Annotated in this window: 8 protein-coding genes; all 8 read right to left on the reverse strand. The window is 41.5% G+C overall.

Translation table 11 applies throughout. The annotated features are described in order from the left end of the window. Positions 1 to 27: 27 nt before the first annotated feature. The 8 genes from R2Q78_RS02280 to R2Q78_RS02315 are packed head-to-tail and all read right to left on the reverse strand — an operon-like array spanning position 28 to position 13,250. Positions 28 to 1,209 carry an AGE family epimerase/isomerase gene (locus tag R2Q78_RS02280; RefSeq protein ID WP_316788489.1) on the reverse strand — a complete coding sequence of 394 codons (1,182 nt, stop codon included), beginning with the start codon at positions 1,207 to 1,209 and terminating at the stop codon, positions 28 to 30. A gap of 28 nt (positions 1,210 to 1,237) precedes the next feature. Then, on the reverse strand, positions 1,238 to 3,316 hold the full coding sequence (locus R2Q78_RS02285) for a GDSL-type esterase/lipase family protein (protein WP_316788490.1): 2,079 nt from the start codon (positions 3,314 to 3,316) through the stop codon (positions 1,238 to 1,240). A 12-nt stretch (positions 3,317 to 3,328) separates the two neighbouring features. Further along, a complete protein-coding gene (locus R2Q78_RS02290) occupies positions 3,329 to 4,894 on the reverse strand; it encodes an exo-alpha-sialidase (RefSeq protein ID WP_316788493.1) in 1,566 nt (521 codons plus the stop codon). Between the two features lie 28 nt (positions 4,895 to 4,922). After that, a complete protein-coding gene (locus R2Q78_RS02295) occupies positions 4,923 to 6,167 on the reverse strand; it encodes an MFS transporter (protein WP_316788494.1) in 1,245 nt (414 codons plus the stop codon). A gap of 7 nt (positions 6,168 to 6,174) precedes the next feature. Further along, complete coding sequence (locus R2Q78_RS02300) at positions 6,175 to 7,341, reverse strand: kelch repeat-containing protein (protein ID WP_316788496.1); 1,167 nt, start codon at positions 7,339 to 7,341, stop codon at positions 6,175 to 6,177. Positions 7,342 to 7,350: 9 nt separating this feature from the next. Continuing rightward, positions 7,351 to 8,286 carry a dihydrodipicolinate synthase family protein gene (locus R2Q78_RS02305; protein WP_316788498.1) on the reverse strand — a complete coding sequence of 312 codons (936 nt, stop codon included), beginning with the start codon at positions 8,284 to 8,286 and terminating at the stop codon, positions 7,351 to 7,353. Positions 8,287 to 8,332: 46 nt separating this feature from the next. Next, positions 8,333 to 9,904: a RagB/SusD family nutrient uptake outer membrane protein gene (locus tag R2Q78_RS02310; RefSeq protein ID WP_316788500.1), complete on the reverse strand. Its 1,572-nt coding sequence runs from the start codon at positions 9,902 to 9,904 to the stop codon at positions 8,333 to 8,335. A 10-nt stretch (positions 9,905 to 9,914) separates the two neighbouring features. Further along, a complete protein-coding gene (locus R2Q78_RS02315) occupies positions 9,915 to 13,250 on the reverse strand; it encodes a TonB-dependent receptor (RefSeq protein WP_316788502.1) in 3,336 nt (1,111 codons plus the stop codon). Positions 13,251 to 13,322 lie beyond the last annotated feature (72 nt).

The following is a 13,322-nucleotide window of genomic DNA, read 5'->3' on the forward strand; positions in this document are numbered from 1 at the left end:
TCTAGTTAATAGTCAGTTAGATCAATTTTACTGATTAATTTTTTTAAGTAATTGCAGGCAATACCATTCCTGTCGTGGCAGGTGAAAGGGCCCTTTAAATAAATTGCCTTTTGCCGTTTGTGCTATACTCCCATCTCTGTGCAAATAGCCAAACCATTCCCCGTTTTCCTTATCATGGAAATGATTGTAAGCGTAATCATGAACAAGCTTATGCCAGGCTGCATACTTTTCGTCACCAGTGATGTCATAAGCTAATAATGTAGCTATGATTACCTCATTGTGAGGCCACCAGAATTTCATATCCTGCCAGTATTCCTGTACGGGTTTATCATATACATCCCTGAAATACATAATCCCGCCATGTTCTTTGTCCCAGCCTCTTTCCCACATGTAATCCAGCATCTTACAACCTAATGCAACTAATCTGGGATCATTATTTCTATATTTTGCTTCATGCAGTATAAACCATGCGCCTTCGATTGCATGACCAGGGTTTAGCGTACGTCCATCTATATGATCTATGATGCTTCCATCAGGGGCAACCTGCTCCATCACACATTTAATATCATCTTTTACAAAATAGGTTTCTATTTCATTGATCCATTTATCTATCCATTCATCACAACGCGGATCACCTATATTCTCACGAAGTTGCTGGGCCGTATTCATCATGATCATCGGCACCCCAATTCCTTTTGACGGTCTGGTATTTGTATATTTAGCGGGAAACAGCCCTGGTGTAGTGGCATATTCAATACATTTCCCAAAAAGATATCTGGCTTTCTCTGCAGCTGCCTCATCCCCGCTGGCCTTAGCATAAGCTGCGTTAGCTATCACTGCAAAAGTCTCCGAGAAAAAGTAACGCCGCTTGCGTATCGGCTTACCATCCCTTGTAACATGAAAGAACATCTGTCCATCTGTATCAAAACAATGATTATTAAGAAAATCTATTCCTGATTTTGCGCCATCCAACCATTCCTGTTTCTTCTCTATTGTATTGTAAAGGGTAGACAAAAGCCATGCTGCTCTTCCCTGAATCCAAACGGCCTTATCATCATCGATCAAACTGCCATCCTGATCGCGCATCAATATATAACCGCCAAATTCCTGATCTACGGATCTCGGAAACCAGAATGGTACGGTGTCTTTTAAGAGTTGATGTTCATAAAATGCCTGGAGTTCTCGTAAGTCTTTAGATGTATAACCCATTTTTAATTAGTTATTTAATGATATTTAATTAATTTTTTAAATCAATTGAAAAAGTAGAGGCTGGAAGACCTGTTTCATCGATAAGATTGGCTCTGGTATATGGTTGCCATGCATATAATACCCTTTTAATTGTTTCACTTGCAGGGACATCAAGTACCACTGATTTTCTTTTGATGATGCCTTTTACCGGAATATGGTATCCCTTGTCATTTACAATTTCGAAACCGATAAGTGGCTGGTGGTTAACTGTATTTAACACATTGACTTCAGTAAAAGAAACGGTGATCTTGTCTTGAATTTGCTTTGCTTCAAAAGCAATAGGACCACTGGCACTGATTTTTTTATCGTATGTATTCTTTAAAGCGAGTAAAGCCAGACGTTCCCCGATTTCCTTTTTCCATACTGGATGTACATTTAATGAGTCGCCGAGATCAGAGCTTACTGCCATTCCAGTATTTTTAATGCTGTATTGAAGCTCGCGTTGCAGGTTTCTAAAAACAGGCCATGAAGGGCGGTCTATACCAGATAGCTGCACATAATAAAATGGAAAGTCATATCCCCATTTTTTGCGCCAGCTGTCAACCAACACAGGAAATGTATGCTTGTATTGTTCAGGATTCTGCGCATTGCTTTCACCCTGATACCAGATTACACCTTTAATGGGGTAATCGATCAGCCTGGAAACTCCGGCTTCGTAATTATATGCGGGTTCATAAGGGTGACGTTGTTTAGATTTTAGCGCATTCTTTAAGTTTACATCTGCACGCTCCCTTGCCCATTGCTGAATAAAATCTGACTTTCGCCAGTTTGTGAGCACATCTACGAGTTGTTCATCATGTTCCATGGTAAAACGGTCTATCCAGGATTCTATAATGCTTCCTCCAACAGCTAGCTGTATCAGACCAATGGGTACGTTTTCTTCCTCAACCAGTTTCTTGCCAAAGTAATAGCCCACAGCAGAAAAATCAGAAAGATTCCTCGCATCACTAATGCCCCATTTACCTGAAAAATACTGTAGCTGATTTACTTTTTCTAATGTTAATGAATCCCAGGCTACATTGTTTGTTTCCGCTATGGCATCAAATTTCAAAAGCCTAAGCATTCGGTTTTCTTTAACATCCCTCAGTTCAGCTTTGCCAGTTGCAGCAGCATTTAAAGGAAAGGCCATATTGGATTGTCCCGAACACAGCCATACATCGCCGATAAGAACATCGCTTAAAACGATGTTTGAAGAACTGCTACTAATTTCAATCTGATAAGGCCCACCCGCTCGCATTGACGGGAATTCTACGCGCCATTTACCATATTGATCAGCTGTGGTTTCCTTCGTTTTTCCATCAAAACTAATGATGACCTTTTCAGAAGCATTTGCCATACCATGTACAGGGATCAGCTTCTCTCTCTGTAGCACCATATGATCCGAAAATACAGAAGAGAGTTTTAGTCCTCCATAATTTCCGGTGATGTTGGCGTATACAGTTTGTGCTATAATTTTGGCTCCTTGCTTATCGGGATGCAGGTTATCAGGAAACAAATCAGGTCTAGAGTACAAAGGCGTATTTAAATCAATCAGTCCGGTCTTATTGGCAGACGCAATCTGAGGAATCAAATCCTGTATCTGCCAATACCAGTCACGGGTACCTGATTTAAATCTTGGATGCTCATTAAAGATTGGTGTCAAGCGACAGATGTATATTTTAACCTCTGGGTTTCGCTTCTTCAGGGTGTCTATCAGCCATGCATAATCGGGCGCAAAATCATCCCTGAAATCTGGCCAGTCGCGGGGATCAGTATCATTCAAACCAAGATGCACTATTGCTATATCCGGATGAAAATCCATAGCAGCGCTAAATGCTTTGGTCTTGTAGTAAGGATTATGACCTTTTTTCAATAAAGTAGTACCGCTTAGTCCGAAGTTACCAACTTCATAACCAGCTCCCAGCAGATTTTGCAGGACAGCCGGATAAGCTTCCCTGGATGGATCTTTCAAAAGATAACCATAGGTTACAGAATTACCTATACATGCAACCTTTAACGGCTTGTTTTGAGCCATGAGGTTTAACTGCATCAGCGAAAGACAAATGACTAAGAATGACCTGATCATCATGTATGGCGCCGATTACTTAATGATATCGCTTACAGGGATCTTCACAAATAGCATACTTCTGATGCCTTCATATAAAATCCCGATATGATTGTCATCTACTTTAGTCAGTGCTGAATATCCATAAGATTTCCGCTCGTCGATCAATAACTGGTTGGCCGGCAACCAGGTCTCTCCCATATCCAAACTCGCTTTGATGGTAAAATCCTGTCTTGATTTCGGGTTGTTTTGATTGCTGAAGAACAGCACATCTTTCATTTCACCTTTTATATTTATACGAGCTTTGATAAAGCCAGCCATGCATACCGGATCTGTTAATGTATTGTATGAAGTCGCATGGGTGGTCCAAGTTTGACCCATATCTGTTGTTGTAGACACACTTCTGAACTTACCTCTGTTATCTCTCATATTGAGCATAAGTGTCCCAGGAGTAGTCTCTACCAGCTGACTTTCAGTGGTATTGGATTTGGCCCCTATTCCACTTTTCCAGGTCTTGCCATGATCCTCACTATAAATCAATGTAGAATGCGGCATTTTCTGTGCATCCCAGTATTGTGCAGGAAAAACAAGCTTACCATCAGCCATTGCAATGCCATTGCCGGGCCCAGGAAAAAACAATCTCCATTCCGGATTTTTTACCTGTTTGGTAATGCTGTAAGGCTTCGCCCAGGTCAGCCCGTCGTCAGTGCTGAAAGTTACTGCAAACTGGCCTGTTTCTTCAGGTGTTAAACCAGGACCAGAACCCGCTATAGAGCGGTTACCTTTACTCCACAATGCAGTTACCCAAATGGTCTTTGTCGCCGGGTCGAATAAAATAGAAGGATCACCTACACCGCTATTGTCATTTGGCCCTTCCATATCCATGATGTTTTTCATTCCTTCCCAAGTTTCTCCCTTATCAGTACTTCTGCTCATACCCACATCTATATTTGCAGGAAGATCGCCACTATGGTCATATCTGATGTCATAAACCGAGATCAGCGTTCCCTTATCAGTAGTGATCATTCCCGGAATCCTGTAGGTATGCACATTCTCATCTTTAGCCTTGCGGATGGCAATGCCGAGATATCTTTTACCGGATTTTGCCTGTTCTATCTTATAGCCCAATCCTGTGCCATCTTTCAGGAGATCAGCCTTGATATCAAACGCCTTTTCAGTATTGGCATTTTCTTTCAAACGGACACTCAACCACAAATGGTGAGTCCCGGGATTTAACTTTTTGCTGAAGGGAATGGTAAATGTCCGGGCTCCGGATGTAATGCTACCTAACAATTGATCAGCTGCAAATTCAGCTTTATCGTTGCTACCATAAATCTCGAGTCGAGCAATACCCTGAACATCACCAGAAATAGTTCCGCTGAGTTGCTGATAGGTAATTTCCGGATTTCCTGTAGGTATGTTCACCGTGATGTGCAGGAAAGGATTAGTTTCCATTCTTTTAAAAATGGGGTTTATGGTAGGGACAGCAGTGATTTGTATCGCATTGCCGCCGGTGTTCTTGTAAATTTTTTGTGTACAGGAATAGAAAAATACCGTTGCCAGTATCATCAATAACCCCGAAAATCTGTTAACCTTGTTCATGTTGTGTGTGTTTATGTTAAACTATCAATTACGTGGCATCCACAAAATCATTTGCCTTAGGACGGAGGAAATAGAGCTGAATAATAAGGGCGACCAAAACAATTCCGGACAGCATCGCGAAATCATTCCCAAGCTTTCCAGCATCAGAAGATTTACCCAGCCAATCAGTGATGAAAGCACCAAAAAATACTCCGGTCATATTCATTAAGCCATAAGCGGTGGCCCGATATTTAGCAGAAACGAACTGGCAAAGAATGGGCATGTTATTCGCATCAAACATTCCGTATCCAAGGCCAAAACATAACGCTGCTCCTACTACATGGAGTAAGGAATGTCCGAAACCCAGCAGCAACAACGACGGGATGGTTAGACCTAAGCCTATTGCACTTGTGTAAATCCTTCCCTTGATGTTTTTTTGAACCCACCTGTCCGATAGGATTCCGCCGAATATAACCCCTATAAAAGACGAAGCTGCTATAGTGATGGTAGATAACGGCCCGGCAGTTGCCATTGGAATATCTAGATTCTCTGCGAAGAGTGTAGGTAACCAGTTTTTAGCAGCCCAGCCTGGAAGACTGGGTATTGCAAAGTAAAAGAGGATAATCCAGAAAGAAATATTAGTAAACAGCAGCGCTAAACCCTTTAAAACAGAAGGCTTTGCACTAAGCTGGATCTGATCAGAAGAAGCATTTTTATCTACCACTTTACTTTCGCGAAGGAAAAACACCAGCACCATTGAATACACAATGCCTATGATTCCGAAAGAATGAAAAGTAGCTTGCCAGCTAAATTTATCAGCTATAGTTGCCCCAAAACCACCCAAAGCCTGCCCCATATACAGACCCGTCATGTGTATTCCTATGGCAAGGGATCTTGTCTTCGGAGAATGGAAATCAGCAATCAGAGACAAACCTGCCGGGATGTACAAAGCCTCACTTACGCCCATGAGCGCCCTAAGCCAGTAAATCTGATTAAATGTCTCCGCATACCCCATCAAATAAGTGACTGCAGACCATACAAATAGACTGCCGACAATGAGCCATTTCCTGTTGAATTTATCGGCAATGATACCGGACACCGGACTCATAAAACCATAGATCCAAAGGAATATGGCCATCAGATAGCCAAAGTTTGTGGCCGACTGCAGTTCAGCAATATCCATTTGCATGGCAGGCTTCATGGTCGACAACATTTGTCTGTCCATATAATTTAATAACGCCACTACCCACAGCAACCCTACAACAACCCAGGCATATCTTTTAGTATTCTCCATAATCTAGCTATTTAATGCTTCCAAGCATTATGTTTGGCGTGCGTACGCCAGGTTTAATCTCGCCGTTCGACAAGACGATTTTATTTCCCCACATTCTTGCAGTAGTCGTTACCTGCGCATGAAACGGCAATTCACCTATTTTAGTCCATTTATTTGTATCTGTGTTATACAGCAGCATTCCTTTATAAAACCCTTTATGATGAATGCTCAATGCATTCTTTTCCGCAGTAAGCTTTAGTTTTTCTGCTTCGTTTGTGGATTTAGCAATCTGTGAAATGTATGTTTCAATCTTATGAAAAGTTTCTCCGTTATCACCTCCCAAAAGCAAGATCTGGTTTTTACCAATCGGTACGCCCGCACCGGCGGAATAATTAGTAGTTTGCTTGCCATCGGAAATATCAGCACAAGTCGCCCATGTTTTATTGAGCGGATTATACATATAAACCGTGTTGTGCAGTTCGCTAATCCCAGACGCGTTTTTTGTACGTCCACCAATCACGTAAATCTTCAGTGTACCGACCTGTTTTTGAGTAATTACCACCGCATTGGCTAATGCAATAGGTAAGTTAGGCAGACGCTTCCATTCAGGCGCTTTGTCATCCAGATTCAGACTTGCAAAAGCATTTGAAGAGGTGCTTTTTTCATCTCCGCCAACCGCATATACCGTATTACCAATATGAGTTAAAGCCATATTGGTAACAGCTAAAGGCAGGTCTGGTAAATTCTTTATTTCGACCTCATTTGATGCAGCGTTCCAGTTCAGCAAATACGTTTTACGAGAAAGCCCTTTTTCATTTTCTCCACCTGCATATACCAGTCCCTGTTCAGTTACTGTATTCCCGCAATAGGCAATAGGTTCAGGAAGTGTTGATTGAGTGTTATTCCAGGAATAATGATTTCCTGTTTTTTGCAGAATGTGTATTTCTTTAGAATAGTATTTTGCGCCACCTTCCCAGGGCATTTTATCAGGAAAATTAGCTCCACCGGCAACGATCAGTACATCCTTGTGTGTGGCATTAATAGGTCCGGCAAAACCTATAGAAACACTGCCATCTGGCTTTTGCAATTTAGCCGCAACAATCCACTCTACTTGTTTTATTGTAGTTTTTTGGGCAAAAATATCGGTAGATATCAGCATAAATGAAACGGATAGGGATAATAAGATTTTATACATAGCATTTCATTAAACTAATGAGGTTGCCTTCGATTTAAAATTGTGAAAACCTACCCCATCAACATCCTTTTTAAACTGTTCAAATTGTGAAGCATCCATATTTTTCACAGGCAATCTGAATTCACCGCAATTGATGTCGATCAATTTCATATATGCCTTTCCGGTAGCAATACCACCATATTTACCCAGTAACCTGATCATGTCAATAGATTGCTGCTGAAGCTGCTGTGCTTTTTTTAAGTCATCAGCTTCAAAAGCATCGATCATATCGTAGTACAATGGAGCGGCGTAATTAAATGTACTCCCTACCGCACCTTTGGTGCCTAACACCAATGCAGAAAGCATGTTCTCATCACGCCCCCAAAGCATATCGTACTTACCATCTTTGAAGTGCATACAAGATAAGAAATCCATGAAGTCTTCGTGCGTATATTTTACTCCTGCAAAATTCGGGATCTTATGGTCAACTGCGTTCAATAGGTCGTACATCGCAAATCCAACTCCAGTAAGCACCGGAATATGATAATAATAGAACGGCATGTCAGGCACTACAGCTGCGATTTCAGCACAAGCTGTAGCCAGCATATCTACATTGGCAGGTTTAAAATAAAATGGAGCGGTAAAAGAGATTGCATATAAACCAATTTGCTTTGCATAGCGTGCCAAATCCTTGCAATCTGTAATACTCGTACCACCTAAAAATAGCATGACTTTAAAGTCCTTGTCATCTTTGGTGCAGTCTGCCCAGGCAGATGCCACTTGCTTCTTCTCTTCAGTCGACATAGAAACACCTTCACCAGTAGAGCCGCAAATGAAAGCGCCGGTTACTTTATTGTCTTTTAAAAAGCGATAATATTTCGGGATAATGGAAGTATTAATAGCTCCATTTTCATGCATTGGAGTGAAAGGGGCTGCAATTAAGCCCCTTATATGTTCGGTTGTCATTCAGTTATAATTTAGTAATCAATAATATAGTAATAATTTAATTGACCTAAGTCCCGGCATATCCTGGATTCTGGTCACCTTTCAGCGTTTCATCCTGATTCATAGTACCAATATCTATTGGCCATAGGATCTTATGGTTCTGTCCGGCGGTATTATCCAATACACCTACCAAAGGCAAATCTTTTCTAAATACCAGTGGATTTCCGGAAGCATCCTGCATACGTCTCAGGTCATACCAGCGCTTACCTTCTCCTACAAATTCCTTGCTTCTTTCATAGAAAATGGCGATTTCATTCTGTTCAAATGTGCCATTTACAAATGCTGGCGCTGCAACAGGAGCGAAAGCACGGTTACGTACCGCCATAATTTCAGTTGTAGGATCTACACCTTGCTTATTCTTCACCTCTGCCAACAATAAATAAGCTTCAGCTACACGATAAACAGGAAAATCATCAGAGAAATTACGGTTGCCCTCTACTACAGTTCCCGGAAACTTGCGCAAATTGGTAGCCCTTATCGCTCCTTTATTAAAATTTAAAAACGTAGCGTTTCCTCTCTTGTCATTCGCTCCAAATTGATCATAAAGCTCAACCTTATACTCATATCGGATGATGGTACCACCACCATTTACCTGCAATGGATCAGCAGGAATGGCTACACCTTTGTCATCAACATAACCACTCAAGGGGTCTGTAATCGCATAAATGAACTGACTATAGTTGTTGGTAGACTCGCCAAACTGGTTCCTTAATGCCAATACCATTTCAGTACTTCCTTTGCTCGCAGATATGCTGGCAGATTTAAATACCGCACTAAAATCAGTCAATAAAGTATGTTTAGAGATTACATCTTCCAAAGCGGCCCTGGCAGTAGTCAGATCAGCAGTAGTTGTAGTTGGTGCAGCACCATCAATTTTTACTTTTGCAGACCATAAATACACCTCTCCTTTCAGCATTTGCGTGGCAGATAGTGACCATTGTGCTTTCTGGAACTTAGCCGTGTAGTTGGTTCCAAAATTTGTCACGGACTTATCTATATCACTTTTGATAAAATCAAGCGTTTCTTTTTCAGTCTTTGTACGTGGCAGATACATCTGCTGTGCTGAAGTAGGTTTGGTCAAAAGTATGGTCGGTTCTATAGCCAAAGGCACCCTTCCAAATGTGCGGTACAAATGGAAATAATAATAAGCCCTCAATCCATATGCCTGTCCCAGGTAGTAAGATTTATCTGCTGCAGTTAAATAATCTGCTTTTTCCACTTGGTAGATGAAATTATTTACCTGAAATATCGCAGGATAAAATCCAGACCAACCACTGATGCCCGGACTAGACTCCCTGATGTCCTGATTGATCACACTTGCAGAATTCAGTGAAGCAGTACCTGTAAAACTGGTTCCGGTTTTCAGCGTTCCTCCACGCAATTCACCCAGCGTATAAAAGGTAAACTGAAACCCTCTCAATTGCGCATGCAATCCAATCATGGCACCATCTACCTGTGCCGTATTTTTCCAGAAACTTTCACTTGCGAAATAATCCTCCGGAGCCAGCTGTAATTTATTGCACGATGTAAAAGTCGTACTCAATGCTATGGCAATAACGCCTATTAATATCTTCTTCATTGTCGTTTTTCTAAAAAATAAATTGAACACCAAAAATTATTGTCCTTGGCAATGGATAACCGCCACTTCCTGCGCCACCAGTACCGATACTGCTGCTCTCAGGAGAATACAGTGTAGACTTACTGAAGTAAACCAGGTTCTGCCCACTCACTGAGAAGTTAATGCCCTCACTTTTTAATGCCGTAGTCCACTTAGCAGGCAGTTTGTAAGTCAGGTTGATCTCCCTTAAAGCCAGATAATCTGCTTTGTTGTAGAACATGCTTGACTCCCTAAACGTATTGTTTTTGTACAACTGATCAGCCCAATAGTAAGTAGGATATTTAGCATTAATGTTCTCAGGAGTCCATGTATTGAACACCTCAGATGTGGTGTTAAAAGTACCCTGAGCGTTACTCAGGAACCATGTTCTTGGACCATCATAAGCAACAAAACCCAATGCATAGTCGAATCTCGCACTCAATGTGATCCCTTTCCAGCTTGCATTAGCACCAAAACCACCTGTCCAGCGAGGAAGTGTCCGACCCTGATACACCCTGTCAAAACTATTGATCACACCATCGCCGTTCACATCTCTCCATTTCACATCACCCAAAGCAATAGGGAAATGCAGGTTCTTATCAGCAGTGCTCATCGCATTGTACACATCAGGATGTACCAATACCCGCGCACCGATTAAGTCTCTCAGCTTTAAGGCATAAGAATCCAGGTCTGCCTGTGTTCGGATGATGCCCTCAGCCTGGTAAGCATAAGCAATATTCGGGTCCTGTCCCTCTTGCAGGCCACCAACCCAGATCAGCTCTTTACTATTTGGGTCATATACCTGAAAACCACCTTGTCTGTTATTAGGCAATCCATTGCTAGGTAATTTTAGAATCTTGTTGGCATTGTAAGCCATATTCGCATTGAAATTTACATTCCAGTCGTTGTTGCGAAATACATTGTAACTCAAATCTACCTCCACACCCTGATTCTGCATATCACCGTTATTTGTGGTGATAGACGTAGCACCAGCCGTAGCAGGGAAAGTTAAATCCGCAATTTTATCACTTGTAGTACGGTGATAATAAGCGATTGAGAAGTCTATTTTATTTAACAAGCGTGCTTCCAGCCCTACCTCTTTGGTAATCAGACTCTCCCATCTCAAATCAGGATTAGGTAAAGCACCAAGACTCAACAAATAACCAACACTACTGTTGTATTTATTAGAACCGTAAGAGCCCTGCAAAGTATAAGCACCTATGCCGCCTACATTACCGTTGGCACCATAACTTGCCCTAAGTTTTAAGCTGTTCACCACATTTGTCATCGGCTGAAAGAAATCTTCCTTGGCGATATTCCATCCCAAAGAGATCCCCGGGAAACTTCCCCAGCGATTGTTGATCAATCTTGAGTAGCCATCGCGTCTGATGGTAGCAGTTAATAAATACTTTTCATCATAATCATAGTTCGCACGACCGAAGAAAGACAAAATACGCTGGTTAGTATGATAAGTGTCGATGCTTCGTCTGTCTTTTTCAGAGCTTGTATACTGCAGATCTGTAAAATCATCGGTCGGAGCCCCACTGCCAGATGCAGATAAACCCTGAGCATAAGTATCATAATATTCCGTACCACCCATTACATCCAAGTGATGCTTAGAAGCTATAGTTGTATTGTAGTTTAATACGGCATTGTAGGTCTGGCTCAACTCTTTATCAAAGGAAGCTGATGAAGCACGTGCCCTGCTGTAATTGTTTGGGCTAGACAAATAATCCTTATCAAACGACTCATAATTCCCTTGATTATAGAAATAGTTACCACTAACCCTCATCGATAAGTTAGACAGGAAATCTATTTTAAAAGCCTGCGATAAAGTAAACTTGTCCGTATTGTTTTTTCTAATGAATTTATCATCGTTTACTGCCGGATTTCCGTCTCTAAAATCTCTACCTACCAGCAGCTCCCCTTTTTCATTCATACCACGCATGGTCGGAGGCGCACCCAAAGACCTGGTCAGGTAGTTACCTTCACTATTGGTCACCGCATCTCTCCATTTCGCATTGGCAAAGTTCAAACCCGAAATAGAGGTCAGCCATGGTTTTACCTTATACTCACCATTCAATACAAAAGTAAGGCGCTTATAATAAGTGTTAATTGGCATACCTTTCTCATCATAACTTCCCAAACCAGCATAATACTTGCCTTTTTCATTACCACCAGTCATCGATACATTATAATCCTGGGTCAAACTATAGTCCCTCAAAGCATAGTCGCTATAGTTGAAGTTCTTATAAATGATCTCTTTATTCGTACCATTTAAATCATATGCTCCGGCGGCGTTGGTTTTTAAAGGATCCATCATTACCTGCCATCCTTTAGACAGTAATTCCTCATTGATGCTATTTCTGAACATCGGACTCCAAACTGCAGCAGCATTCAGGTTTCCGTCCAGTATATTACCAGCGCCATCCTTATAAAGATTTCCTGTACCAAAAGGCCCGGTCGTGTTCAATTGAGTTAAACGGCTTGGCTCATACTTGCCAGACGTTTCAATAGCTTTCCTGGACCAGTAGATATAATCTTCGGCATTCAAAAATTCAAAAGGAATATTCAGTTTGTTGATACCTACTTTAGATTTGATAGAAATATTTGAAACCCCTTCTTTACCTTTTTTAGTAGTGATCAAAACCACACCATTACTTGCTCTGGCACCATATATAGCCGTTGCTGATGCATCTTTCAACACCTCAATAGATTCAATATCATCCTGATTGATGTCGCTAAATCCAGACCTCAGCAAACCATCTACGATAACCAATGGCGAACCACCACCGGTATATCCAGTACCACCGCGTAATACGATGGTTGGCGTGGCACCTGGACGGCCCGAAGTCTGTTGAACCCTTAATCCCGGAATGGTACCAGCAAGAGCTGATGCAGGATTAGAACGTACACCTGTTTCCAGCACTTTATTATCCAGTTTAGAAACAGAACCAGTGATCTTGGATTTCTTCATGGTACCATACCCCACTACGACTACCTCATCTAACCCCTGGGTATCTTCTTCCAATTTCACATTGATGGTAGTCTGGTTGCCAACAGTAATTTCCTGCGGCAAGTAGCCGGTATAGGTAATTACTAAAACATCTCCCTTATTTGCAGAGATATTAAATATACCATTGGAATTGGTAGAAGCCCCATTCTTAGTTCCTTTTACCACTACACTGGCATTCGGAACACCGAGGCCACTTTCGTCGGTGACCTTTCCGGATAGTTGAATGTTCTGGCCCATAGCTGTAAGCATGGTTAAGCTTACAATGAATGTCAGCAGGACTTTGCTAACATAGTTTTGGTAAAGTCTTTTCATCTCTTATTGGTTAGAATTACAATATTATGTTATACATAATAGACTAAGTTGAGTTTTATAATTCTAATTTCC

Origin of the sequence: Pedobacter frigoris, from assembly GCF_032678645.1 — a bacterium.
GTDB classification, from domain to species: Bacteria; Bacteroidota; Bacteroidia; order Sphingobacteriales; family Sphingobacteriaceae; genus Pedobacter; species Pedobacter frigoris_A.

What these genes read in the sequence shown, in the direction of transcription:
- R2Q78_RS02310 (WP_316788500.1), bottom strand. Translation starts at nt 9,904, where the DNA reads ATGAAGAAGATATTAATAGGCGTTATTGCCATAGCATTGAGTACGACT.
- R2Q78_RS02305 (WP_316788498.1), bottom strand. Translation starts at nt 8,286, where the DNA reads ATGACAACCGAACATATAAGGGGCTTAATTGCAGCCCCTTTCACTCCA.
- R2Q78_RS02285 (WP_316788490.1), bottom strand. Translation starts at nt 3,316, where the DNA reads ATGATGATCAGGTCATTCTTAGTCATTTGTCTTTCGCTGATGCAGTTA.
- R2Q78_RS02315 (WP_316788502.1), bottom strand. Translation starts at nt 13,250, where the DNA reads ATGAAAAGACTTTACCAAAACTATGTTAGCAAAGTCCTGCTGACATTC.
- R2Q78_RS02280 (WP_316788489.1), bottom strand. Translation starts at nt 1,209, where the DNA reads ATGGGTTATACATCTAAAGACTTACGAGAACTCCAGGCATTTTATGAA.
- R2Q78_RS02300 (WP_316788496.1), bottom strand. Translation starts at nt 7,341, where the DNA reads ATGTATAAAATCTTATTATCCCTATCCGTTTCATTTATGCTGATATCT.
- R2Q78_RS02290 (WP_316788493.1), bottom strand. Translation starts at nt 4,894, where the DNA reads ATGAACAAGGTTAACAGATTTTCGGGGTTATTGATGATACTGGCAACG.
- R2Q78_RS02295 (WP_316788494.1), bottom strand. Translation starts at nt 6,167, where the DNA reads ATGGAGAATACTAAAAGATATGCCTGGGTTGTTGTAGGGTTGCTGTGG.